At 47.2% G+C, this 23960-nt stretch carries 23 protein-coding genes and 1 riboswitch; of the genes, 6 read left to right on the forward strand and 17 right to left on the reverse strand.

Annotation, left to right across the window (positions count from 1 at the left end):
• Position 1: 1 nt before the first annotated feature.
• The 8 genes from AB3N00_RS09325 to thrS form a co-directional block, all read right to left on the reverse strand.
• Positions 2-691: a response regulator transcription factor gene (locus tag AB3N00_RS09325; RefSeq protein WP_175399546.1), complete on the reverse strand. Its 690-nt coding sequence runs from the start codon at positions 689-691 to the stop codon at positions 2-4.
• Between the two features lie 187 nt (positions 692-878).
• On the reverse strand, positions 879-2558 hold the full coding sequence (locus AB3N00_RS09330) for a S1C family serine protease (RefSeq protein ID WP_413034282.1): 1680 nt from the start codon (positions 2556-2558) through the stop codon (positions 879-881).
• Positions 2559-2705: 147 nt separating this feature from the next.
• Positions 2706-3368: a response regulator gene (locus tag AB3N00_RS09335; protein ID WP_175399544.1), complete on the reverse strand. Its 663-nt coding sequence runs from the start codon at positions 3366-3368 to the stop codon at positions 2706-2708.
• Positions 3365-4402, reverse strand: coding sequence for a HAMP domain-containing sensor histidine kinase (locus AB3N00_RS09340; protein WP_413034283.1), 1038 nt, complete (start codon positions 4400-4402; stop codon positions 3365-3367). Before AB3N00_RS09340 ends, AB3N00_RS09335 begins: the two co-directional genes overlap by 4 nt.
• A gap of 3 nt (positions 4403-4405) precedes the next feature.
• Positions 4406-5443, reverse strand: a complete 1038-nt coding sequence (liaF, locus tag AB3N00_RS09345; protein WP_413034284.1) for a cell wall-active antibiotics response protein LiaF — start codon at positions 5441-5443, stop codon at positions 4406-4408.
• 177 nt (positions 5444-5620) lie between these two features.
• Complete coding sequence (locus AB3N00_RS09350; RefSeq protein WP_175399541.1) at positions 5621-5839, reverse strand: hypothetical protein; 219 nt, start codon at positions 5837-5839, stop codon at positions 5621-5623.
• A 112-nt stretch (positions 5840-5951) separates the two neighbouring features.
• A complete protein-coding gene (locus tag AB3N00_RS09355; RefSeq protein ID WP_413035234.1) occupies positions 5952-6494 on the reverse strand; it encodes a 3D domain-containing protein in 543 nt (180 codons plus the stop codon).
• Positions 6495-6896: 402 nt separating this feature from the next.
• Positions 6897-8834, reverse strand: coding sequence for a threonine--tRNA ligase (gene thrS, locus AB3N00_RS09360; RefSeq protein WP_413034285.1), 1938 nt, complete (start codon positions 8832-8834; stop codon positions 6897-6899).
• A 79-nt stretch (positions 8835-8913) separates the two neighbouring features.
• On the opposite strand from thrS, the gene AB3N00_RS09365 reads away from it, so the two are divergent.
• Positions 8914-9246: a hypothetical protein gene (locus AB3N00_RS09365; protein WP_413034286.1), complete on the forward strand. Its 333-nt coding sequence runs from the start codon at positions 8914-8916 to the stop codon at positions 9244-9246.
• Positions 9247-9268: 22 nt separating this feature from the next.
• Here the strand turns inward: AB3N00_RS09365 and AB3N00_RS09370 are convergent, their stop codons facing one another.
• Positions 9269-10222, reverse strand: coding sequence for a putative sporulation protein YtxC (locus AB3N00_RS09370; RefSeq protein WP_413034287.1), 954 nt, complete (start codon positions 10220-10222; stop codon positions 9269-9271).
• A 172-nt stretch (positions 10223-10394) separates the two neighbouring features.
• On the opposite strand from AB3N00_RS09370, the gene AB3N00_RS09375 reads away from it, so the two are divergent.
• The 4 genes from AB3N00_RS09375 to AB3N00_RS09390 all read left to right on the forward strand — a co-directional run bounded on the left by AB3N00_RS09375 (position 10395) and on the right by AB3N00_RS09390 (position 13861).
• Positions 10395-10799: a hypothetical protein gene (locus tag AB3N00_RS09375; protein ID WP_413034288.1), complete on the forward strand. Its 405-nt coding sequence runs from the start codon at positions 10395-10397 to the stop codon at positions 10797-10799.
• Between the two features lie 306 nt (positions 10800-11105).
• Positions 11106-11600 carry a cation:proton antiporter regulatory subunit gene (locus AB3N00_RS09380; RefSeq protein WP_413034289.1) on the forward strand — a complete coding sequence of 165 codons (495 nt, stop codon included), beginning with the start codon at positions 11106-11108 and terminating at the stop codon, positions 11598-11600.
• A gap of 4 nt (positions 11601-11604) precedes the next feature.
• Positions 11605-12843, forward strand: coding sequence for a cation:proton antiporter (locus AB3N00_RS09385; RefSeq protein ID WP_413034290.1), 1239 nt, complete (start codon positions 11605-11607; stop codon positions 12841-12843).
• Between the two features lie 112 nt (positions 12844-12955).
• Positions 12956-13861 carry a YitT family protein gene (locus AB3N00_RS09390; RefSeq protein ID WP_413034291.1) on the forward strand — a complete coding sequence of 302 codons (906 nt, stop codon included), beginning with the start codon at positions 12956-12958 and terminating at the stop codon, positions 13859-13861.
• Between the two features lie 124 nt (positions 13862-13985).
• On the opposite strand, the gene AB3N00_RS09395 is transcribed toward AB3N00_RS09390, so the two are convergent.
• The 7 genes from AB3N00_RS09395 to AB3N00_RS09425 form a co-directional block, all read right to left on the reverse strand.
• A complete protein-coding gene (locus tag AB3N00_RS09395; protein WP_413034292.1) occupies positions 13986-14999 on the reverse strand; it encodes a zinc-binding alcohol dehydrogenase family protein in 1014 nt (337 codons plus the stop codon).
• Positions 14999-15961, reverse strand: a complete 963-nt coding sequence (locus AB3N00_RS09400; protein ID WP_413034293.1) for an aldo/keto reductase — start codon at positions 15959-15961, stop codon at positions 14999-15001. The genes AB3N00_RS09395 and AB3N00_RS09400 overlap by 1 nt, the downstream gene beginning before the upstream one ends.
• 213 nt (positions 15962-16174) lie before the next feature.
• Positions 16175-17314 (reverse strand): cyclic dehypoxanthinyl futalosine synthase, encoded by a 1140-nt coding sequence (gene mqnC, locus AB3N00_RS09405; RefSeq protein ID WP_095288286.1) that lies wholly within the window; start codon positions 17312-17314, stop codon positions 16175-16177.
• A 371-nt stretch (positions 17315-17685) separates the two neighbouring features.
• The gene (locus AB3N00_RS09410; protein WP_413034294.1) at positions 17686-18873 is read right to left on the reverse strand and encodes a trans-sulfuration enzyme family protein; all 1188 of its coding nucleotides are present in this window, start codon (positions 18871-18873) and stop codon (positions 17686-17688) included.
• Positions 18866-20053, reverse strand: coding sequence for an aminotransferase class I/II-fold pyridoxal phosphate-dependent enzyme (locus tag AB3N00_RS09415; protein WP_413034295.1), 1188 nt, complete (start codon positions 20051-20053; stop codon positions 18866-18868). Before AB3N00_RS09415 ends, AB3N00_RS09410 begins: the two co-directional genes overlap by 8 nt.
• 24 nt (positions 20054-20077) lie before the next feature.
• Entirely contained in the window at positions 20078-20995 is a 918-nt protein-coding gene (gene metA, locus AB3N00_RS09420) for a homoserine O-acetyltransferase MetA (RefSeq protein ID WP_413034296.1), read from the reverse strand.
• Positions 20996-21229: 234 nt separating this feature from the next.
• A riboswitch (SAM riboswitch) is annotated at positions 21230-21355 on the reverse strand.
• A 261-nt stretch (positions 21356-21616) separates the two neighbouring features.
• Positions 21617-21760 carry a hypothetical protein gene (locus AB3N00_RS09425; RefSeq protein ID WP_347381856.1) on the reverse strand — a complete coding sequence of 48 codons (144 nt, stop codon included), beginning with the start codon at positions 21758-21760 and terminating at the stop codon, positions 21617-21619.
• A gap of 49 nt (positions 21761-21809) precedes the next feature.
• Between AB3N00_RS09425 and corA the strand changes: the two genes are divergently transcribed.
• Positions 21810-22745, forward strand: a complete 936-nt coding sequence (corA, locus tag AB3N00_RS09430) for a magnesium/cobalt transporter CorA (protein ID WP_413034297.1) — start codon at positions 21810-21812, stop codon at positions 22743-22745.
• Positions 22746-22846: 101 nt separating this feature from the next.
• Here the strand turns inward: corA and AB3N00_RS09435 are convergent, their stop codons facing one another.
• Positions 22847-23848, reverse strand: a complete 1002-nt coding sequence (locus tag AB3N00_RS09435) for an HRDC domain-containing protein (protein ID WP_413034298.1) — start codon at positions 23846-23848, stop codon at positions 22847-22849.
• Positions 23849-23960: the final 112 nt, after the last annotated feature.

Consider the following 23960-nt stretch of genomic DNA (forward strand, 5'->3'; position numbering starts at 1 on the left):
GTCAGGAGTCACCTCTCAGAATATAACCCGCTCCACGAATCGTCTGGATTAAGCGTTTGCCTCCATACTCTTCTGTTTTTTGCCGGAGCATCGCAATATATACTTCCAGTACATTGGACTCTCCGCTATAGTCATAGCCCCATATTTTATCCATGATCAGATCACGAGAGAGCACTCTTTTCGGATTTTGCATAAATAAGTTCAATAATTCGAACTCCTTGGCTGTCAGCTCAAGACGTTGTCCGTCACGCATTACCTCGCGAGAATCGTTGTCGAGAATGATGTCTTCATACACAAGCCGGTTGTCCGGCGTATCTGCGATGTCCGATTTGCGGCGCAATAATGCGCGTACGCGTGCCAGCAACTCTTCGAGTGCGAATGGTTTTACCAAATAATCGTCCGCACCTGTATCCAGCCCGGTAACCCGGCTCTGAACCTCATCCTTGGCTGTCAACATCAGTACAGGCACTTTGCTGCCCGCTTCTCTTAATCTGCGACACACTTCAAATCCATCGATTTGGGGCATCATGACATCCAGCACCACCACATCCGGTTCCTTATCCATCAGTTTACTGAGGCCCTCAGCCCCGTTGGAGGCAGTCTGCACCTCATAACCTTCAAATGCCAGCCCCCGGCGGAGCATGGACACGATTTTTTCATCATCATCGACAATCAAAATAGTTGAGCGCATGGTCTTTCTCCTTTATCCTCACGTTTTATTCCCATTGTAACAGGCACTAGCACAATCTGCATCTTGGAACGGTTTGTGCTGTTCACCTCTCTCAGGCATCTTCCAAATCCGTCTCATGCGAGACAAAAAAAGCGAAAGGGCCCTCAAAACCCTTCCGCTCTTTTGAACCTACGTATACCACTCTTAATTATGGTTGTGTTTGCTGCTGTTGTTCAGATGTTTGTGAAGTATCATAATCGTTTTTGTTGCCAATTTTGATTTTGATATCCATTTTCTTGCCATCACGTACAACATTCAGTGTGACTTCGCTGCCGATCTCCTGGGTTTTGATGAAATCAATCAGGTCTTGACTTGTGCTGTACGCTGTTCCATTCGCACCAGTAATGATGTCGTAGGCACGCAGATCGGCCTGATATGCCGGAGATTGATAGATGGTGCTCGCTACGACTGAACCTTCAGTGATATCTGTTCCCATTTGTTTCGCCACTTCTGGCGTTAGAGCCATCAGAGATGCACCAATAAACGGTACCGGCTCTTTTGGAACCTCTTTGTTTTCTTTCAAATATTTCACTGCATCCGAGATGACAGTCGAAGGGATGGCAAACCCGATACCTTGCGCATCAGCGCTAACGGCAACGTTCATACCAATGACTTCACCATTAAGGTTAAGCAGCGGACCACCCGAGTTACCCGGGTTAATGGATGCATCGGTTTGCAGCAGGTGGCTGTATTCGCGAGTTTTACCTGTTTCTTCGTCCGGAATGCTAATCGTACGTTCTTTGGCACTCAGTACACCTGCAGTAACGGTATGTTCGAATCCTTCAGGGTTACCAATGGCAACGAGCCATTCACCAACTTGTGTGCTGTTTGAGTCGCCTAGCGGAGCAACAGGGAAATCGTCGTCACCGCTGTTTTTCTCGATTTTCAATACAGCAAGATCCAGATCGAAGCTGCTTCCAAGCAGTTTGGCTTCGTATGGTTTGCTGTTATTCTCCAGTGTAACCTGAATGACATCTGCTCCCTGAATAACGTGCTGGTTCGTCAGGATATATCCTTCTTTGTCAAAGATAAATCCGGAACCAATGCCCATAGGGACAAGTTGATTACTTCCTTGCTGCTGGCTTTGACCTTGATTGCTATCCGTGCCGCCATTACCTCCATTACCGAAGAAGTATTGGTACAACGGATCACTCATCGTCGACCCACCTTGACTTCCACTGCGTGTGGATTGTGTAGCCAGTGTTTCAATTTTGACAACCGCAGGACTTGTGCTCGTGACTACGGAAGATACATCCTCTTTGCCTGTTGGCAGGAGCGATGCGGTCACATTGTTACTGCTGCCCGTATTCGTAGAAGTTGATTCCTGAGCTGCGCTTTGATTCTCTGCACTTGTCAATGCTTCCTGTGGTGTAAACATGTTGGTGCGGTCTGCCGTGTACATTAATACCGTAATGACCAGCATCCCCGCGATAAAAGAGAACAAAAGTGATCTGACCGAGGAACGCGGCTTGCGATTGTTATAATTCCAGTTTCCATTGCCGTTTTTGCCACCATTTCCGCCATCTCCACCGTTACCAGAACCGTTACCGCTGCCTCCGTTGCTGCGGCTAGCCTGGTCCGTTGATCCATTGTTGTAATACATCGGAAGCGGCTTAACAGGTTCTGGTCTCGTAATCTGTACATCGCCTTCTTCACGGTCGCTATGATTCACATGACTGCTTGCTGTATCTTCCTGATTCACGGACTGAAAAGGTCCATAAGAATAATAGTAGGAGGATTCGTCCGTTCCGGATGAATTGCGGTTCTCCGCTTGTTTTGTTTGATTTTCCTCGTCTTGACGGTTCGGTCTGTAATTACGTTCGTCCATGCTTTCTACCTCCCAATCTCTTCTTCACAAGAGATATTCTTTAACTGTCCTTATTTTGTACTTTAAACCTTAACCGTACCTTAAAAACAATTAAAAAGGAGATAAAAGCACGCAATAATAGAACATTTTTCCCGTTAAATCAGCATTTTAACCCTTGTTCTTCACCCAACCCTGACGATGAGCGTAAATAGCCAGTTGTGTTCGGTCATCCATTTCACACTTCATGAGCAGGTTGCTTACATGTGTTTTGACGGTTTTGATACTTATATGTAGTTCTTCTCCGATATCTTTGTTGGTTTTGCCTTCTGCAATCAGCAAAAGGACTTCCTTCTCCCGTTCGGTCAGACCGGATTCGCTCTCTCTTGCTGTGCGCTGCCTGATGCCACGGGTCAAAGCTTGGGACACGTCCCCTGTCATCACTGGCATTCCCCTATAGGCTCCCTGAAGAGCATAGATCAATTCTTCAGCGGATACGGTCTTCAGGACATAGCTGACGGCTCCCGCTTCAATGGCCTGCACAACCAGATCATCTTCGAGGAAACTGGTCAACATTACAATCTTGGACCCCGGAAATTCACCCATGATGGCTTGTGTAGCCTCAGCACCGTTCATGACAGGCATCATCAGATCCATCAAAATGAGATCAGGCATCTCTTCCTTATTCAGCTTGCGCAGCTGGTTAAGCGCGTCCTGTCCATTACCCGCTTCTCCCATCACATGAAATGTAGGCTCAAGCATAAGATACGTTTTCAAGCCCATCCTCACCATATCATGGTCATCCACAATCATTACATTCACTTTTCCGTTCATTCCGTTTCCCCCTCTGGTTCATTCGGGAATTTCGGGATAAGTACCCGTACTGTCGTTCCCGCTCCCGGTTTCGATATTATCTGGACTTGCCCGCCAAGCTTCTCTGCCCGCTCACGCATGGTGGACAATCCATAGGACCCCGGCCGCTCAGTTTGCTGCATGAAGCCCTGACCGTCATCGCTAATGCTCATGCTGATCTGATGCTCACTTTCCCGTATGGACAGGCTAACAAGGCCAGCCTCAGCATGTTTAACCACATTGGCCACGGCCTCCTGAATAACAAGAAACAGCTGGTGCTCGATGGCGTCCGAGACTCCGCCATCCAGTTCCAGCTCTTTCACGCCTTTTAATCCATTCTGTCTGCAATAATCCGGAAACCAGCTGTCCAGCGCCTCAGCAAGATCCCTTCCTTCGAGTTCTACCGGGCGAAGCTGCGCAATCAAACCGCGCATCTGCCGCTGTGCAATGTGCGACATCTGGATTAACTGGTCAAGCACCTTTTGCCCGTGTTCCGGATTCAACTCTAATAACCGTGGCAAGGAAGAGGCAGACATGTGCATGGCGAACAGCTGCTGACTAACCGTATCATGCAGATCCCTAGCCATCCGTCTGCGTTCTTCAAGCACGGCACGTTCGGAAGCTTGCTCTTTCTCAATTACTTCCTGCTCCCCTAGGCGCTGGAGCAGTCTCATTTTTTTCTCAATCGAATCCATCATGACATTGAACTCCTGATACACCCGACCGAAAGAGGCATCATCTGCCTCAGGCATGCGAACGGCCAGGTTTCCTTTGGATACTTTCAGCATATTCAGGTCCAGAAGATCAATTTTGCGCTGAAGCCGCAGGGCAGCAATATATCCGGTAATTACGGTCGCCAGCACGACGACAGCAACATAAGTCCATGCACGCTGGCGCCCCGTTCCCATCAGCACCTCTCCGTACAGCAAGTAGAACCCGCCCAGAGTAATCAGCCCGGTCAGGGCAAAATACATCATCAGCTCCCACTTGTTGGCCTTGAGAATCGTTCGAATCATGCGTTAACCCACCTTATTTACTTTGACATCTCCGATAAATACACTTACAACGATTCGCACCTTTTTTCCTGCTTCGCGGTAATGGGAGGTTTCCGCCTGAGCGCTGCTCAGAAATCCACCCCGTTTTTGGTTCAACAGGGACATATCCCCGATAAACGAGTTGGTGGTGACGGTTACACCCAGATCCATATCTTCCGGTACAAATACCTTTACATCCCCAATAAAAGAGGAAATATTGATTTTAGTCTCGCCATAAGGGATTTGCGCTTTCGTCAAGTCAATAACCGTGTCGCCAATAAAAGCCGAGATATTCATTGGCTTTAAGGAGAACACTTCCTGTCCCATGTAAAGGTCGCCGATAAATGCTGATTTGTTAATGGTATTTCTGTTGTCGTAATCTTCATATTCACTACCGTATCCGCCACCACCATAGTGGTTTCCATACCCGTTACCATCCGGACCATGAGAATGAGAATGATGATGCTTTTTCTTATGCTGATGTCCATGATGCGATTCACCTTCAGGGCCCGTGGAGTAAGAGTCAAAAGGATTGTCCTTCTTCTCCTGTTTCGGCTTGCCAAAAGTTTTCTCGAATTGTTCATCAAAGGAAGAAGGCATCTCCAAATCCTCTGAAGACAATGGCTTGTAAGGTTCCGGTGGTGGAGGTGGCTGCATTTTGTCTTGATGTTTGCGATCACGGCGACGTGGTCCGATCAGGACAAACAATCCGCCTCCAATCAACATGATTGGAATGAGATACCGGACGAACTCACCCATGGAGTAATCGATCCAGCCCAGATTACGTGACAGAAAATACCCACCTATAGCCAGCACAATGACAGGGCCAATAAATGCATACCCGCCATTGCGCCTGATTTCGGTCACCCCTTTTACCCCCCACCAGATTAAAAACAACGGCCAATATGTTCTGAATATATATCCTATATCAATGTCATAACCCAATTGCCGAAACAAAATGATTGCGCCAATCGCAATCAGAGGTATGCCAACCCACCAGCGGTCCCGCGTAGCTCGTTTCATCGCTCATGTCTCCTTCATCTGTATTCTGTATCCAGTGTACCTTAGACGAGTGATCGTTAACAGCGGCGGCAGGTGGAATTCATCTCGGTCTCGAGACTGAGGCTTAAGGATTTTTATGTAAATGGTTCAAAAATAAAACACCCTGGAGCATTAGCTCCAGGGTGGTGATACTTCTATTTATTTCTGGAATTTACCTGCACGGCCGGTTTGGCCTGTTTGTCCAGTGTTTTCTACACCGAACTCTGCATTGTATTTTTCATCAGGTGTTTGGAAATTTTCTTGTACTTTATTTTGCTCGGATTGCTTCACTTTGCTTGCCGCAGTTTCTTGTCCAAACTCAGCATTGTACTTCTCGTTAGGCGTTTGGTACCCTTGTCCTTGTGTTCTTTTAGCCACAACGAATCACCTCTCTCTTCATATTTACGCTGCACTGCTGCTGCGCGGGGTTCGTCCCCAGTCAGTATTATGTGAAGAGAGCACTTTAGTTATTCATCCTTAACATGCCAAATTAAACGGCCTTGTCCAACCACGAATCCGGCACGGATTTATACACATCGATCGCTTCGGACAACTCATCCAGCATCTTTTCCGTGCATTTTCCGTCACCCTGTTTTATCACCTGTACCTCGACGTCCTTTTTGCCCCATTCCTTATACACTTGCTTCGTTGTCGGAAAATAAAGATCAATTTTATTGCCCTTAATGGCTGAACCTGTATCCGCAACAATGCCGTAACCATATCCGGGGATATAGAGAATGGAACCCAGAGGAAACAATTTGGGATCGGCAGCAATTGTTGACACCGTCTCCTTGTCTCTTCGCACCTTCACTCCTGAGTAAGTAATTCCATATTGAGGATGCTTTGGTCCTTTTCCTGTTGACTCCACACCTGCCGTATAGCCAGTCGCTGTCACTTTCTGAGTTCCCAGCACCTGTTCCGAGCGTGGTGCCATGACAGGCATTGAAGGATCCAGCACCACTTGTTTGCCCGGGACCTCGGGCCTCGGAATGACAATGGGCTGTGGTGACCACAATAAAGCCATATAGACCATCGTCGTGACCTGGGCCTGATCACTGTATTCATAGTCGTGGATGGATATTCCGGGCTGTTTTATAATATGTCCCGTTGTTGTTGAAGAAACGTTCTGCCGATTGTCCACATGCAGCACTGCACTTTCCTCTTCGAATGTATACGCCTCTGCCTGATTCCAAGTTAAAATCAATCCGATGGATACGGCACAACTTGAGATCAGAACCCGTAAAAGTGTTGTTGTCATTTTGTAATGCTTTTTCATTTGAAAACCTCCCCCTTACTGCAAAGGTTTTCCAAAAAGCAAAGTTGTTATACACACTGCCGATCACAGTTGTTTTTAGGAAAAAGACGACAGCAAAAAAACGCCTGGACATGGTGTAGAACCCATGCCACAGACGGCCTTCAATCAAAACGGTATACGTTATACTAAGCGTGTGCTAATTTCTTCTTTCAATTGGGCTACGATTTCATCCACAGGTTTCATGCCGAGATCGCCTTCTCCGCGTTTACGCACGGACACCGATTCGGCACTACGTTCATTCTCACCAACGACAAACATATAAGGCATTTTCTCAAGCTGTGCCTCACGGATTTTATATCCGAGCTTCTCGTTCCGCAGATCAGCTTCAGCAGAGATTCCAGCACGTTTCAGCTTCGCTTCCACTTCGCGCGCATAATCGTCAAAGTTTCCGGATACCGGAATGACTTTTGCCTGAACTGGGGAAAGCCACAGTGGGAATGCGCCCGCAAAGTTCTCCAGCAAAAATGCAGTGAAACGTTCCATCGTACTGATTACGCCGCGGTGAATAACGACCGGACGATGTTTCTGTCCGTCATCTCCCACGTATTCCAGTTCGAAGCGTTCTGGCAGCAGGAAGTCCAGTTGTACTGTGGACAACGTTTCCTCCTTGCCCAGTGCTGTCTTGATCTGTACGTCGAGTTTTGGACCATAGAACGCTGCCTCACCTTCTGCTTCATAGAAAGGCAAGTTAAGTTCTTCCACAACTTCACGCAGCATGCGCTGGGACATCTCCCACATCTCATCGTTCTGGAAATATTTCTCGGTATCCTGCGGATCACGGTAAGACAGACGGAAACGATATTCATGAATACCAAAATCCTTGTAAACCGTTTGGATCAATTCAATAACACGAGCGAATTCTTCCTTGATCTGATCGGGACGACAGAAAATGTGTGAGTCATTCAGGGTCATCGCGCGAACGCGGTGCAGACCTGTGAGAGCACCAGACATCTCGTACCGGTGCATCATGCCGAGCTCGGCAATACGGATTGGCAGATCACGATAGCTGTGCATGCTGGACTTGTACACCATCATATGGTGCGGGCAGTTCATTGGACGAAGAACGAGTTCCTCGTTGTCCATAACCATTTTGGGGAACATGTCCTCTTGATAGTGCTCCCAGTGTCCAGACGTTTTGTACAATTCCACATTACCCAGAACCGGAGTGTACACATGCTGGTACCCAAGGCTTTCTTCAAGGTCCACAATATAACGTTCCAATGTACGACGCAGTTTGGCGCCATTAGGCAGCCAGATTGGCAGACCTTGTCCAACCAGTTGGGAGAATGTGAACATTTCAAGTTCTTTACCCAGCTTACGGTGATCCCGTTTACGTGCTTCCTCGAGGAAGTGCAAATGCTCATCCAGCTGAGCTTTTTTCACAAAAGCTGTACCGTAAATACGCTGCAGCATTTTGTTTTTGCTGTCTCCACGCCAGTAAGCACCCGCAACATTCATCAGTTTGAAGACTTTGATTTTGCTAGTCGATGGTACGTGAGGACCACGACACAAGTCGAAGAATTCACCTTGCTCATAAATGGTGATCACGCTGTCTTCTGGCAGGTCACGAATCAACTCAAGTTTGTAAGGATCGCCCACTTCTTCAAACGTTTTGATCGCGTCCTCGCGGCTAACTTCCTTGCGCACAATTGGCAAGTTCTCGTTCACAATACGTTCCATTTCCTTTTCAATCTTTTGCAGATCTTCAGGATTGAGCGGGTGTTCGAGGTCCATATCATAGTAGAAACCATCTTCGATGACAGGGCCAATGCCGAGGCGTACCTCTTTGTTACCATATAAACGTTTCACTGCTTGAGCCATCAAGTGAGCTGTACTATGACGCATCACTTCAATTCCTTCTGGTGAATCCAAAGTTACGATCTCCACCAATGCTCCTTCATGAAGCGTTGTGGACAAGTCCACCACAATACCATCCAGCTTGCCGGCTACGGCATTTTTGCGCAATCCGCTGCTAATGGATGCTGCTACGTCCTCAATACTGCTGCCATCAGCATACTCGCGTACCGAACCATCCGGTAATTTAATGTTAACTGCCATTTGTCTCATTCCTCCTGTTAATGTAACCTACGTCCATCATCATGTTAATGGACTGATGATCTATTGCTGTTCCTGCTAATTGGCAAAGAACGCAAAAAACACCCGTCCCGGCAAAGGGACGAGTGTTGTATACTCGTGGTTCCACCCTAATTCAGCTGCTTCATTCTATAGTCGAATGTCCAGCCCTCATTGGCATGACGGTAACGGGCATGACCCGGCATATCCTTACTCACGGACCACCTTACATAAGGCAACATTCAATCTCCGTTTTCAAAACTGCAGCTACAAAGGGGTAAACCAAACGTGGCATCCGGAGGAAATTTCAGCCTGGTTTCCTCTCTCTGCACCGACCGTGCGTAAGGTCCTTGTCTTTGTCAACGCTTTTGCTTATTGGTTATTGGCTCATCCATAAAATATGTTCCATAATTCATGGATCAACAGTTATTATAATTGCCGAGATCGCTTGCGTCAAGGCCTGACAGCAACCCGGAACGAAGCACTTCACATTCCGGACAGTGATGGCATAATTGCACCTTGTCCTCAAAGATCTGACGAATCGTAGAAATAATCGGCAGATCCGGTGTGCGAGTATGCAGCATTACTTTTTCAGGAGATATCGATATCAGTGTGCTTACAATCATGTCTTCAATATCCATCTCAAGCTCAAGTCCCGGCATTTCCACTACGACTTGTTCATCTTTTTGCACAGGGAGCGGATTCAGCCCCGCATCCAGTACCTGAAATTCATGCGAACCTTTGTGTACCAGATGGACAAGAGGAACTTTAGCTTCCTGAAAGAAAACGAAATATTTTAACAATCCCATAAACTCTTCGTATTGACGATCCATCCAGAACTCATCCAGAGCGTATTCCACCAGCTCGTTCAGCTCTTGCTTGTATTGCTTCATCCGAAAATGAAGAATGCCCTCGAGATGGAAAAAATGAACCTCCTCCAAATCATGTCTGAGACCGTTCGCGAGCGTTAAGCGGCGCTTTTCGCGAAGTCCGGGCTGATCCAGATCGCCATTGAATAGCAAGGGCATACAGATCCGATTCACCTTTTCCACCTCATATTCGTCCATGACAGAGCAGGCTTTGGAAATCATATTTTCTACAATGGAGCGCTCTTGGGTATCCATAATAAAATCAGCCAGTCCTTTGGCAAGCAAATCACTGATTTGAGGCAGCCACTGTTGAAAGTCAGCATGATTTTCATTCCCTCGGCACACCCAGGCTGCTTTGCCGTCATTATGTTTGAAGGTGAGCCTGAAACCTCTTTTGCTTATATGTAAACCTTTGGTTTTTTCTTTGATGCAACGATAAAATTGATCCGCTTCCTCCTGCCCTGACACATCGGTCCATACGGCGAACAGCTCCACAAGAATCACTCCTTTCCTTCCTGTTCAAAGTATATGGCAAGGCTCATGGGGATATACGAAGCGGATTGATGGAAAGCGTGTCATGATTTCTCAGTATATTTGTAAAGGGGTTTGGAGTTACGGCAAAAATGTGTTATTATTTTGATAACAGTATGTTTCACGGAAAAGGGGGGAAGCCAAAATGAGACAACAACCAAGAATGCTCCGCAGTGCTTTAATCATCATTTTGTGTTTGTTCCAAGCGTTGTGCTTCCCTATTCCGATGCAGTCAGAATCCGCTGTTGGTGTATCGGTTGATGCCACTTCCAACAAGGAAGTGTTATTGCAAATACCCGAGGCTCAGCAAAAACCTGCCATCCGCAAATATTCACAAGTGATGGTCAAGCTGATTGCAGTGACGAATAACAAGCCTGTATTTTTGGTGCTTGCCTTATTGCTGATGCTGCGAATTCCTACTCCGCGTCTGCCCTTTAAACCGTTGATTTGTCTGTTTAAGCGCAGATTATATCTGCTACCCATTAAATTCACCAGTATGTATTTGTCCCTCGCCCCTACTGCACCAAGATACGTAAACGCTCTTCGCTAGGCGTTGCACCGTATGTTTGGTTGCCATGCATAGAGACACCTCTTTCCAAATAGACGGTGTGCTTGTGCATAACTTATAACCCTATAAGCAAACGTTAAATAACGACGACAAATTTCAATTATGAACGATGTTGTATTTGTTATATCCATTTTTGTTCAAAATTCAATGTAAACGGCTGTGTGTCAGGAGTACCTGGCTCTGTTTGCCCGCATCATTTAATGTTCCTTCCAATTACAGATCATTCTATTTTCGGGAAATAAGCCTGTCTTCTGTGGCCAGCCCTCAATTTAAGGAGGCATACTAACCATGGATGTACGCGAAACAGATTTGCCGGGAATCGGCAAAAAATTTCAGGTTGAAACGAGCAGCGGAGATAAAATTGTGATCATTATTCATGATGACGGACGTCGGGAAATGTACCATTTTGAATACGACGATCCCGATCAAAGCATCTCCATGATCACGCTTGATGATTATGAAGCCAGACAAATTGCCGCTATCGTTGGCGGATTGACCTATAAGCCAAAACAGCTGGAGAACATTGAAGTTACATTTGACGATCTGATTATCGAATGGTACAAAGTCGAATCCTCCTACGGATGTATCGGCAAATCCATCGGTGAATTGGATGTACGTCAAAATTCTGGGGCAACGGTTATTGCCGTTGTAGAGAAAAACCACAAAAAACATATCAGCCCCGGTCCTGAGGTCGTGATTACTGCTGAATCAACGGTTGTTGCCGTTGGCGAACGCAACCAGCAGAAACTCTTCAAATCCCTCCTCCTGACCGGAAGGGGGTGAGTCGATGGATCATCTGATTTTTGAAGTAGGTCTGGCGCTCGTGCTTATTGCAGCGGCTGGACTTTTATCAGCCAAATTACGTTTTTCGGTCGTCCCGTTTTACATTCTGATCGGGATGGCTGTTGGGCCACATGCCATGAAAATATGGCATTTGGACTTCCGTTTTATTGAAAGTCAGCCTTTCATCGAATTTATGGGCCGGATCGGAATCCTGTTCCTGCTCTTCTATCTTGGACTTGAATTCTCGGTTGGTCGTCTGATCAAATCGGGTAAGTCCATTGCCGTCGGCGGTTCGATCTATATTGGAATTAACTTTACACTTGGATTGATTTTCGGATTTGCATCCGGTTTCCCGCCTGCTGAAGCGCTTGTTATTGCAGGGATCACAACCATATCCTCCAGCGCCATCGTAGCCAAGGTGCTAGTTGATTTGAAACGTACGGCCAACCCGGAAACGGAAATGATTCTCGGCATTATCATGTTTGAAGACGTGTTCCTTGCCGTGTACATCTCCATCCTGTCCGGATTGGTACTCAGTGATTCATCCTCCATCGGAGGTGTCATCGTATCCGCGCTCGTTGCGCTTGGATTCATGCTCATTGTTATCATTCTCGGTCGCAAAGCGACACCACTGCTCAATAAATTGCTTAAAATACGCTCCAACGAGTTGTTCTCCCTTGTGATTTTCGGTGCATTGTTCCTTGTAGCCGGGTTCTCTGAAACCATTCACGTGGCTGAAGCGATTGGTGCATTGCTGGTTGGTCTGGTCCTTGCGGAGACAGAACATGCAAAACGGATTGAGCATCTGATCCTGCCATTCCGTGACTTCTTCGGAGCCATTTTCTTCTTCAGCTTCGGATTGTCCATTGATCCGTTGTCCCTTGGTGGCGAAGCTGTATGGCTGGCATTGATTGCTGTTGTCATTACGCTATTCGGTAACTTCCTGGCAGGCATGCTCGCTGGACGCAGTGCAGGACTGTCTCCAAAAGCTTCTGCCAATATAGGATTAACCATTGTATCCCGAGGTGAGTTCTCGATAATCATGGCCAACATGGGTAAAGCTGGTGGACTTCTACCGCTTCTTCAGCCGTTCGCCGCGCTATACGTACTGATTCTGGCTATTCTTGGACCGCTTCTGACCAAAGAGTCCAAACATGTGTTTAAAATATTGGATAAAATATTCAAGTTCAAAGATCCTCGGAAAAAGAAAGAGGAACCGAAGGTTTTACAGAAAGAAGGATAACACCCGTGCCTGTGCAGAATAGGCATGTGATCGTAACCCGCGGCTCTTCGCCGATCTTTCTGTGATTAACCCAGGGAGAATGGCTCGCCAGCCGCACAAAGGAGGATGACGTATGAAAGTACCTCTGATATCGGCTAATCCGGTGCCACAAACCGCCAAGACCAGAATATCATCCACCCGTCGCTTCCTGAATCTGTTGCTGGTAATCGTAGGTGGGATTCTGGCCTCCGTGGGACTTGAATTGTTCCTGCATCCCAACAAGATTATTATTGGAGGCATCACAGGCATCTCTTCTCTGTTCGCTCATTGGACCGAGATGAGGATTGGATTGTTCCTATTTTTGTTCAATGTTCCCTTTATATTTTTATCCTACAGGCTTGTGCAAAAGAAATTTGTATTGGTTACTGTGCTGGGTCTGGTTGTCTTTTCGATCGGTGCCATCGTGCTTCATCCCATGCCGCCGCTGGTTGAACACCCGCTGGCTGCCGCCGTATTCGGCGGATTATGCCTGGGTGTTGGAATCGGACTGGTGGTGCGGTATGGCGGGACACTGGATACGCTGGAAATCGGTGATCCGTCTTCCCGACCACCTGAACGGATATTTAGCGGGAAACGGATGCTTATCGAAAAAATAATCATGCTGCTCAACTTGCTGATTCTGACAGCCGCTGGTGTTGTCTTCGGCTGGGATCAAGCCATGTACTCTGTCATTGCCTATCTCATTGCTTATGAAATGGTATATATTGCATTCCGTGGATTTTCGCCCACACGCAAACTGTACATTTTGACTACACAAAGCTCACAGGTTGAAAAAGCAGTCCGGAAACGTCTGCGCCGCGAACCCGGTTCTCCCTCACCATCTACTGATCTGGCTTCTTCCGTTCCTGCCGAAGGATGGGTTCAGAACATCCCAGGGGCATTGTATTATGAAGTTCATTTTCTGGAGATGATCTGGTTGAAATCCATTGTGCGACATATTGATCCGCACGCTGGAATTGTCACTCATCCGGAGAAATAATCAAGAATGAAGAAGGCCTGAAATCAAATAAGCTCTCTCTACGCCCTGTGATATGTTATCACTCCAGGTTTAGAGAGAGCTTATTTGTTTTATCAACGTTTTTTTAATTTTTAGTGCTCCATGATTACAGTTCAACTATCGCTTTCACCACATGCGAATTTGGCAACAACCACTTGTCCATGGAGGAAGGCAGCTGAGTAAAATGCTCCCGATGCGTAATGTACCCATCCATGCTGAGCTTCTTCTGCTGTAAGATCGACATCACCTGCTCAAAATCCGTTCGCGTAGCATTTCGGCTGCCCAGAATACTCATCTCACGTTTGTGAAATTCGGGATCATGAAACGTAAGATCGGCTTTGACCAAACCTACATAAACCAATTGCCCCCCATGAGCTACATATCGAATGGCATCATTCATCGACTGTACATTACCCGTTGCATCAAATACGGCTGTAGCGTAATCTCCTTCCGTCACTTCGGCCACCCGCTCCACCGCCTGATCCGAGGCCTGAATTAGAACATCTGCTCCAGCCCAGGTTTGGCTTAATTCCAACCGGTCCGGGTTCCGATCAACGGCTATAACTCGCGCCCCTGCCTGTTTGGCAAAAGCCATTACTCCAAGGCCGATCGGTCCTGCGCCAATCACAACGACTTGTTCCCCAGGCTGCAGCCTAGCTCTTCTGACGGCATGGGCACCGATACTCAGCGGTTCAACCATCGCCGTTTCATCCAGTGTCAATCCTTCTGCCTTAATTAGATGTGAGACAGGTACACTAATTTTCTCGCGCATCCCCCCATCCACATGTACACCCATAACCTGCATGGATGCACAGCAATTGGTTTTACCGTTTCGACAGGCAATACACTGCTCACAGTGTAAATAAGGAATAATGCTTACCTGATCGCCAGCTTGAAAACCGGCTGTATTGGGGCCAATATCGTCAATGATCCCTGCCAGTTCATGTCCCAGAATACGTGGGTAGGTGAAAAAGGGCTGATTGCCCTTATACGCATGCAAATCCGTCCCGCAGATTCCAATCCGCCTTATCGATACAATTGCCTCATTTTCAGTTCGAGCGGGCTCGTCAATATCCTTTAATACCAATCGATTGATCTCTTCACACACAACTGCCTTCATCACTGTTCCTCCTTCGATGCATTCTGCAGCTGTTCGTTATACTCGGGACGACCACTTGACCAAGTCTCGTTGTGAACTGGTGCGAGAATGCGCAGTACTTCTGCCAGAAGCTCTTCATCCAGCAGTTCATCCACCCATGCCGCATTATTGCGGATATTGAGTTCACTCGCACTGCTGACTAGTGTGGTTGGAATTTGTTCATTTGCCGTCGCATACTGTACAGCCAGCTTGGCAATATTCACACCTTGTTCTGCACAGAATTGTGCAGCTTCCAAGCAGGCTCGCTTGACGCGCTCCTGTGCCGGATGCCAGGCAGGCGTGCCTCTCGTGCTTAATAAACCCATGGAGAGAGGCGAAGCATTGACGAGGCCAATTCCCTCTTTTTCCAATAGGGGCAGCAAGGATAGTAACGAGGTATCATTCAATGCGTAGTGGCAATACGAGATGATGGCATCTGCATCAATCTGCGGCAGCACTTTCTCGAACATGGACAGTGGCAGTCCGCAGATCCCTGCATGACGAATCACGCCCTGCTCTTTCAAACGCAGTAAAGTTGGATAGGCCTCTTCTAGAATGATCTCTGCCGGTACAAATTCAATATCATGCAGGAAAAGAATATCGATATAATCGGTATGCAATCGGTTCAAGCTCTCCTGCACACTATCCTGAATGCGCTTACACGAAAAATCAAATTCATTCTCCCCATAACGTCCGGCCTTGGTAGATAAAATAAAAGAACTGCGCGGCTGGCTGCGGATCGCTTCTCCAAGGACCGTCTCAGCCTTTGTCAATCCATAATATGGTGACACGTCTATATAATTCATTCCTGCATCGAGAGCTGCATGTACCGTACGAATACCTTCCTCACGGTCGATGTCGCGAAATACAGAACCCAGGGAAGACGCCCCATAGCTCAATACAGGCACTTCCAAACCGGTCTTTCCAAGTATTCTTTTCTTCATTGGCTTCCCCTTCCCAGCATGTCTGTTACCTGAGTTTCTTTCATTTTATCAGTTCAATATCATTATAAAATATCGTCAAATGTGTAATATGTACTCTTTCATGACCTGGGTCGGATCTTCTCAGGGAGAGGTAACCAACAAAAAGACCACTGATCCCCATAATACGAGCAACCAGTGGTCTTTCATTCTAATACCTATATGGATATAAACTTATTAGTTCTGCATGACAAAATCTTGTTGAACAGAGTTCTCTTCTTCATCAAACATGCGCAAAATATCATATCTCGTATTGCGCTGTGCCGGAATATAACCAGCCTCACGAATAAGTTGCAGGATTGAGCCAATGTTGACTTTATATGTAGCACCTGCAGCAGATACCACATTCTCTTCAATCATCGTGCTGCCGAAATCATTACAGCCAAATTCGAGTGATTTTTTACCAATCTCAGGCCCCATGGTTACCCATGAAGATTGAATGTTCTTGATATTATCGAGTACAAGTCGGCTGATCGCAACTGTCTTCAGATACTCTTCCGGCGTTTGGCGCTCCAGTTTCAGATTCGTATTATCCGGTTGGAACGTCCACGGAATGAATGCGAGGAAACCTTCCGAGTCATACTTGTTGGCAATACACTCGTCCTGGGCCTCACGCACACGAAGCAGGTGCAGCGCACGCTCTTCCATCGATTCACCCAAGCCGATGACCATTGTTGCTGTTGTATTCATTCCGATCCGGTGTGCTGTTTGCATCACGTCCATCCAGTCGCGCCATGAACCTTTCAAACGGCTGATTTTGCGGCGTGTACGGTCATCCAGAATTTCAGCGCCTCCACCTGGCAAGGAATCCAGTCCTGCTTCGTGAATGGCACGAACCACTTCTTCCAATGTAAGGCCATCGGATACTTCTACCATTTTCATAATTTCAGCTGGCGAGAAAGAGTGCATTGTAATGTTAGGGAAACGTTCCTTGATTGCTTTCAACAGGTCCGTGTAATAGCTGAAAGGCAGGTTAGGGTTTGTTCCGCCCTGCATCAGAATCTCGGTCCCGTTCACATCTTGTGTTTCCTGAATTTTTTGGAAGATTACTTCGTCTGGCAATACATACCCTTCGTCCGATCCAGGTCTGCGATAGAAAGCACAAAAACGGCAGTACACATCACACACGTTGGTGTAGTTGACGTTACGCCCGATGACAAATGTTCTGTATGGTTCAGGATGCATGCGTTTCATAATAACATTGGCAGCTGCCCCGATTTTGTCGACTTCGTTCGATTCAAACAGCTGAATCGTGTCTTCCAGGTCTAAACGTTCGCCCCGAAGGGCTTTATCTAAGATACGGTCTACCGTACTCATCGTAAAAAAGCCTCCCTCATGAAGAGAAATATGTTCACGATCCGTCCCGACTTGTATATATGCCAGCCTGATGCATAATTCGATTCCAAACGCTTGCGTACAAGATCTAGACGAAATGGACCGTTTCGATCCATATCTTCGTAATTAAAGACTGTTTCTTTGGATTTATGCAAAAGACGCAGGGCTTGCAAGTTCTGGTGGCAACATCGCATTTCTGTACTCTGTCTATCGTAACACAGGTTACATGTGAAAAAAAGCACCTTATGAACAGGTGCTTTAAAAATAAGTAAAAATATTTACATATTCATTCTATTATAATTCCAGCTTTTTTAGACTTAACTGTGTTGGTAACTCATTCGATAACGTATCTATTATGATTCCTGAAGAGCTTGATCCAAATCAGCAATCAGATCGTCGATATCTTCCAAGCCAACAGAGAAACGCAGCAATCCGTCGGTAATTCCGCGATCTCGTCGAACCTCAGCAGGCATGGCTGCATGCGACATCATAGCAGGATAGGACAGAATACTCTCTACGGCACCGAGACTGACCGCAACGATTGGAAGCTTGACTCGATTCAGCACCGCTTTGGCACGATCACCTGAGCCAACATCAAATGAGACAACCGCCCCATAACCCGTGGACTGGCGCTCGTGAGCTTCACGACCCGGATGCTCCAGCAGTCCCGGATAGTATACGGCCGTTATATCACTTCGTCCGCTGAGCCAAGCCGCCAGCTTGGCTGTGCTCTGTTCACTGTGTGCCATACGCGCTCCAAGTGTCTTCATGCCTCGCATCAAAAGCCAGGATTCTTGAGCTCCGAGCACGGTACCAAGCCCATTTTGAAGCTGCTTGAGTTGTCTTCCCAGCGATTCGGTACGGGCCACAGCAAGACCTGCAAGCACGTCACTATGTCCACCCAGAAACTTGGTTGCGCTATGTACGACAATATCCACACCAAGCTCAATGGGGCGCTGATAATATGGCGTCATAAATGTGTTATCAAGAATTGTAATCAGTTCATGTTCCTGTGCCCAGGATGTGACGGCTGCGATGTCCGTAATCCGGAGCGTCGGGTTTGAAGGTGTCTCCATATATACAGCTTTCGTATTCGGTTTAATGGCCGCCTTCACTTCTTCGATATTGGTCATATCCACAAACGTCGTCTCAATTTGCATCCGGCTAAGAATCGACGTGAGCAGGCGGTATGTTCCCCCATATACATCTTCCGTCACAATCATGTGGTCTCCTGCCGAGAACATCAGGAACACACTGGAGATCGCAGCCATACCTGAAGAGTATGCGAATCCGCGGGCCCCACCCTCAAGCAGGGTGATGTAATCTTCCAATGCCTGTCGTGTAGGGTTACCCGAACGGCTGTAATCATGCTGCGGCGGATTAAAGATGTCAAAATGATGGAAGGTGGACGCCTGATAGATCGGCACACTGGAAGCACCAGTCGTTTTATCCACCTCGTCACCGAAATGCAGCAGTTTGGTGTCAAATTTCAACTCGGATGAATGATCATTGGAATTGGACTTGTTGTTCTGCTCACTCATGATGTACGCCTCCTTCAACCTCGCGCTGTGCAGCTTCCAGGGCATTGCCCAAATCTGCAATCAGGTCGTCTGCATGCTCAATGCCAACGGAGAACCGCAGCAAGCGATCATCGACACCCACTGCATCACGTATTTCAAGCGGTATATCCGCATGTGTCTGCACCGCAGGATACGTCATCAACGATTCCACCCCGCCAAGACTCTCGGCAAAAGCAATCAGTTTGATATGACGCAGCAAAGGTTCAACATAACGGGCATCCTTGACTTTAAACGAGAATATGCCCGTATTTCCTCTGGATTGTTTTTTCTGCACGTCATATCCTGGGTGATCCGACAAACCCGGATGATACACTTCACCCACAGCTGGATGTTCCAGCAGATATTTGGCAATGGTGAGTGAATTATATTCATGACGCTCCATCCGAAGCGCCAAAGTCTTCATGCCTTTCATTAACTGATAGGAATCGCTTGGAGATAACACTGCACCGATGGAGTTATGCAGGAATGCCATTTCGGCCGACAACTCTTCCCCCTTGGTGATGATCAATCCAGCCAGCACATCGTTGTGTCCACCCAGATATTTGGTTGCGCTATGGATAATAATATCAGCTCCAAGCTCAATAGGACGTTGGAAAAAAGGAGTCAGCAGCGTATTGTCCACGATCGTCAGCAGATTATGACTTTTCGCCCAAGTGCTGACCGCCTCTATATCGGTAATCATCATAAGTGGGTTGGTTGGTGTTTCGATAAATACGGCCTTGGTATTCGGCTGACGAATACTTTCCATTGCCGTTATATCATTGGTGTCCACATAACTTGCGGTCACGCCGAAACGGGACAGGATGCGCTCAAGCAAACGATACGTTCCTCCATACAGATCCAGCGATACAATCAGATGATCTCCCTGTCCAAACATGGCAAAGATGGTTTGCAGGGCTGCCATGCCCGAACTACAGGCAAAACCGGCATCACCAGATTCCAGTGCGGCTGCTGCTTCTTCCAACACCTTACGGGTTGGATTAGTTGTACGAATATAATCAAAGCCTGTACTCTGTCCAAGCTTCGGATGACGAAACGCTGTCGATTGATAGATTGGAAAATTTACGGCACCTGTCACCGGTTCATTAACGGACCCGATTTGAGCCAAGCGGCTCTCGATTTTCAACTTATTGTCTTCCATTGCAGCATCCTCCTGTAATCTCGATTAGATTTGCGGGCCAATATCGTAAGGCGTCTCCTGGTACACATAGTAATTGAGCCAATTAGAGAATAATAAGTTTGCATGTGCCCGCCAGGTTGCCGGAGGAACACGGGATGGATCGTCATTTGGAAAATAATGCTTCGGCAAGGCGATATCCAATCCTTTGGATGCATCACGGTCATATTCCCATTTCAGAGACAATGGATCATACTCTGCATGCCCTGTCACAAAAATTTGCTTGCCGTCTTTGGTTGCAACCAGGAAGATGCCTGCTTCCTCTGATTCAGCCAGAATTTCGAGCTTGTCGTTTTTCTCAATATCCTCACGCCGCACTTCAGTATGACGGGAATGAGGAACGTTAAACACTTCATCAAATCCACGCAGCAGCGGCACATGAGATTTGTTGATCGTATGTGGAAATACGCCAAAGCACTTCTCATCCAGCGCGACCTTAGGTACATCAAAATGATGGTATAGTCCAGCCTGGGAAGCCCAACATATATGCATGGTCGAAGTCACATTGGTTTTGGTCCACTCGAAGATTTCCTGAATTTCCTTCCAATAATTGACGTCTTCGAAATCCATTTGCTCCACCGGCGCACCTGTAATGATCATCCCGTCAAAACGGCGATGCTCAATCTCGTCAAAGGTTTTGTAGAAAAGATTCAGATACTCCTGTGACGTGTTCTTCGACGTATGGGATTTGGGATGTACCAGAACGATATCCACTTGAATCGGGGTGTTCCCCACGAGACGAAGCAGCTGGGTTTCTGTCGTTTCTTTGGTAGGCATCAGGTTTAATATAGCAATGCGTAGTGGACGAATATCCTGCTGGTAAGCATGTGTCTCGTCCATAACAAAAATGTTCTCTCCTGCAAGGACTTCCTTGGCAGGCAATGTGTCTGGTATTTTGATTGGCATGATGTACAAACTCCTCCTTGTGCATAGATAGATGCAGCCCGCTGGCTTGATGTGTTCGCATCAATACAGCGTCAGGCAGCCATGAGCTTGTCTACAGGGGATGGGATGGAATGGAAGCCATCTCACGTGACAAACTCAAGTTTCGTAGCGAAAATCAGTGCTGAGAAGTCGGTGCATATAACAAAGACCTTCCTCGGATTCCGAGAAAGGTCATATGTAAATAGATATGCGCCTCTCTCATCTCTCAGTTACAACAGTGTCTCCTTGGACACTTAGTCGCTGCAAGAATTAGCACCGTGCGGTATACCGCCGGTTGCCGGGTTTCATCGGGCCAGTCCCTCCACCTACTCTTGATAAGATTTCGCCATATTCAATTGTGTGCTTAGTGTGGTTCACCGTCTACTTTAAAACATTAATCCTCTCACGTCAAGCATGTAGTTTTGTGTCTGTTCATGTAGGCCGGAACCGTTTGTCTCTTGCTGTCATACACTGCTTCAGGGCGCGAAATAGACACATTTTTGCGCTTGAAAGCACCATGTACCAGCGGTATACTAAACAAGTGTTGCATACCCTTATGTGAGAGGTGACATATTCAATGGATGGCGACCCGAGGCCTGACTGTCAGCCGTATTCCGACAAACTGCATAGAGAATTGACATCAGCATGCCGGCAGCGGGACGTTACTTCCGTTTGATTATAGAGCGAACGCAGTCCTGACTTCCAGGCTCCGCTGCCGACCGGCTGATCTGTTCTTTTTGCGCCCATATTGATGAAAATCCGCCTGTTTGGCGGGTGCAGAAGGAGTGGATGAACGATGAAAATCCGGTTGGTAAACAACGGTGTATTTATCCCGGTGGACGATATCCAGCAGGCGCTGACGCCACCAGCAGAGGGATTTTACTGGATCGATGCAGACGTTGATGATCTGGCGGTGCTCCAACCGCTGTTCATGATGCATGATCTGGCTGTAGAGGACTGTTTGAGTGATGAAGAACAGCGCCCGAAGATTGAAATTTATGAGAGCCATTATTTTATTGTAATCAACAGCATTCGTTTTGATGATGAAGAGATCTTTTTACGTGCTGTCAACCTGTTTCTAGGGAGACATTTTATTATTAGTGTGACGAAGCAGAAAGTCAGCGAACTTCGTACATTGAAGCCAATTCTGTGGGAACAGGAAGTCAGTACACCCGATCGTCTCCTGTATTTGCTGGTCGACTTGATTGTGGATAACTACTTTACGGTCGGAGACCGCATTGAAGCACGCATTGAGAAGCTCGAAGAAGATATTCTGATGCACACCAAGAAATCTCATCTGAATGAAATTATCGGACTGCGCAGTGAGATTCTGTGGCTCAAAAAGGTGCTGGGGCCTCAAAAAGAGGTTATTAATACGCTCAATAAAAAAGACTTGCGGCTGATCGATGATCAACTGCAAAAGTACTTCAGTGACATCTATGAGAATGCCGTGAAAATATCCGAGACATTTGAGACCTATCGGGACCTGATGGGGAACTTGCGAGAAGCTTACCAATCCAGTATCGCCAACCGGGCGAATGAAATCATGCGTGTGTTTACCGCCATTACAACGGTGTTCATGCCCCTGACGGTTATCACCGGGATCTACGGGATGAACTTCAACAACATGCCTGAGCTGGACTGGAAGTATGGATATTTTGTCGTCATTGGCCTGATGGTAACCTTGGGCTTGAGCATGTTCTTTATTTTCCGTAAAAAAGATTGGATCTGAACTGAACGTACCAAATAGAAAGACGAAGCGCTCCATTTCAGGGAGAGACTGCTTCGTCTTTTTTTGGCTTTGCGTAACTTCTGTCAGTCTATTTTTGGTTCTTATCCAGCATTCCGCTCCGCCTCTGCATGTCTCCGGAACCGAATGCGTATCATGCGCAATCTCTCATACACCTGCTCCAGATTACCGCCACCCGGCTTATCTCCGCCATAAACTTTATGTAACACGGGTTTCAGGAAGCTGTCTCCCAGTTCCTCGTATGCATTCCATACGGCCTCCTGCTCCTGCTCGGGCATGACCGCGAGCTCTGCGTCCAAAAGACTATCCGTGTCATAGCCTTCCAGATCAAGTGTCTCCAGCAGTTCGATCAGCTCTCTGCGGGATAATCCGGAGCGATTCACAATCTCTTCCAGCGTGTATCCTTCCTTCATGCCCTCAAGCACCTGCTTGCGGGTGGTGAACTTGTCCAGCTCCTGCTTGTATTTCTGCTCTTTCTGTTTGTATAACCAGCTCTCATATTCATCTTCGGACAAAACAGACTGTACCCAATCGAGAGGAAATGCGGTCGAACGTTCTACCCCGCTCGTAAGCTCCATCCACTCCTGCCCATATTCATTTGCCTTGCTCTCCCCAACACCCGGTAACTGCATCAGCTCATCCATGGTCTGTGGAACAAATGCGCTGATCATGCGCAGCAAACGATTCGTTGCAATAAAATAGGGCGCCTTCCGGTCAGATGCGGCTCTCCTCCTCCGCCATGTGCACAGATCTGCATACAGCTCTTCATTGCCATAGCGTTCACTATAACAATGGAGACGCTGTCCCCCATAACTGCGTGACTTCAAATCCTCACTTTCGTGAAAGAGTCCCTGAATCAGTGGACGATATCCTTCGCTCATCTGGATCGCCAACTGATGGCGATAAATATGAAGCAGTTCATCCCAGGAGCTCCCCTCATACCAGCTGCTGTCTTCCCGATCCCCTTCCTCATAACGACTCCACCCGAGGTGCCAGGTACCTTCTTCCTCGCCAATCCATAACTGAGCGTGTTCTTCATGCTGACCGGACAATTTGGACAATCTGTTCATGAAAATGACTTCCATCGGTTTCCCCTCCTCAATATTGCAGCTATTCACAGTTAAATGAGCCACCTTCAGGCAACAAAAAAAAGCACCTCTCCTGCAAATCCATGCAAGAGAGGTGCTTCCTCATTAA

The sequence above is a fragment of the Paenibacillus xylanilyticus genome, assembly GCF_047246825.1.
Taxonomy (GTDB): Bacteria; Bacillota; Bacilli; order Paenibacillales; family Paenibacillaceae; genus Paenibacillus; species Paenibacillus xylanilyticus_B.

Excerpts from the sequence above, each read along its gene's own strand:
- mqnC (WP_095288286.1), bottom strand. The coding sequence starts at position 17,314 with ATGAGTACGGTAGACCGTATCTTAGATAAAGCCCTTCGGGGCGAACGT.
- thrS (WP_413034285.1), bottom strand. The coding sequence starts at position 8,834 with ATGGCAGTTAACATTAAATTACCGGATGGTTCGGTACGCGAGTATGCT.
- metA (WP_413034296.1), bottom strand. The coding sequence starts at position 20,995 with ATGCCAATCAAAATACCAGACACATTGCCTGCCAAGGAAGTCCTTGCA.
- AB3N00_RS09335 (WP_175399544.1), bottom strand. The coding sequence starts at position 3,368 with ATGAACGGAAAAGTGAATGTAATGATTGTGGATGACCATGATATGGTG.
- AB3N00_RS09375 (WP_413034288.1), top strand. The coding sequence starts at position 10,395 with ATGAGACAACAACCAAGAATGCTCCGCAGTGCTTTAATCATCATTTTG.
- AB3N00_RS09380 (WP_413034289.1), top strand. The coding sequence starts at position 11,106 with ATGGATGTACGCGAAACAGATTTGCCGGGAATCGGCAAAAAATTTCAG.
- AB3N00_RS09385 (WP_413034290.1), top strand. The coding sequence starts at position 11,605 with ATGGATCATCTGATTTTTGAAGTAGGTCTGGCGCTCGTGCTTATTGCA.
- AB3N00_RS09395 (WP_413034292.1), bottom strand. The coding sequence starts at position 14,999 with ATGAAGGCAGTTGTGTGTGAAGAGATCAATCGATTGGTATTAAAGGAT.
- AB3N00_RS09390 (WP_413034291.1), top strand. The coding sequence starts at position 12,956 with ATGAAAGTACCTCTGATATCGGCTAATCCGGTGCCACAAACCGCCAAG.
- AB3N00_RS09415 (WP_413034295.1), bottom strand. The coding sequence starts at position 20,053 with ATGGAAGACAATAAGTTGAAAATCGAGAGCCGCTTGGCTCAAATCGGG.
- corA (WP_413034297.1), top strand. The coding sequence starts at position 21,810 with ATGAAAATCCGGTTGGTAAACAACGGTGTATTTATCCCGGTGGACGAT.
- AB3N00_RS09330 (WP_413034282.1), bottom strand. The coding sequence starts at position 2,558 with ATGGACGAACGTAATTACAGACCGAACCGTCAAGACGAGGAAAATCAA.
- AB3N00_RS09425 (WP_347381856.1), bottom strand. The coding sequence starts at position 21,760 with ATGGGCGCAAAAAGAACAGATCAGCCGGTCGGCAGCGGAGCCTGGAAG.
- AB3N00_RS09400 (WP_413034293.1), bottom strand. The coding sequence starts at position 15,961 with ATGAAGAAAAGAATACTTGGAAAGACCGGTTTGGAAGTGCCTGTATTG.
- AB3N00_RS09435 (WP_413034298.1), bottom strand. The coding sequence starts at position 23,848 with ATGGAAGTCATTTTCATGAACAGATTGTCCAAATTGTCCGGTCAGCAT.
- AB3N00_RS09410 (WP_413034294.1), bottom strand. The coding sequence starts at position 18,873 with ATGAGTGAGCAGAACAACAAGTCCAATTCCAATGATCATTCATCCGAG.
- AB3N00_RS09325 (WP_175399546.1), bottom strand. The coding sequence starts at position 691 with ATGCGCTCAACTATTTTGATTGTCGATGATGATGAAAAAATCGTGTCC.
- AB3N00_RS09340 (WP_413034283.1), bottom strand. The coding sequence starts at position 4,402 with ATGATTCGAACGATTCTCAAGGCCAACAAGTGGGAGCTGATGATGTAT.
- AB3N00_RS09355 (WP_413035234.1), bottom strand. The coding sequence starts at position 6,494 with ATGGTCTATATGGCTTTATTGTGGTCACCACAGCCCATTGTCATTCCG.
- liaF (WP_413034284.1), bottom strand. The coding sequence starts at position 5,443 with ATGAAACGAGCTACGCGGGACCGCTGGTGGGTTGGCATACCTCTGATT.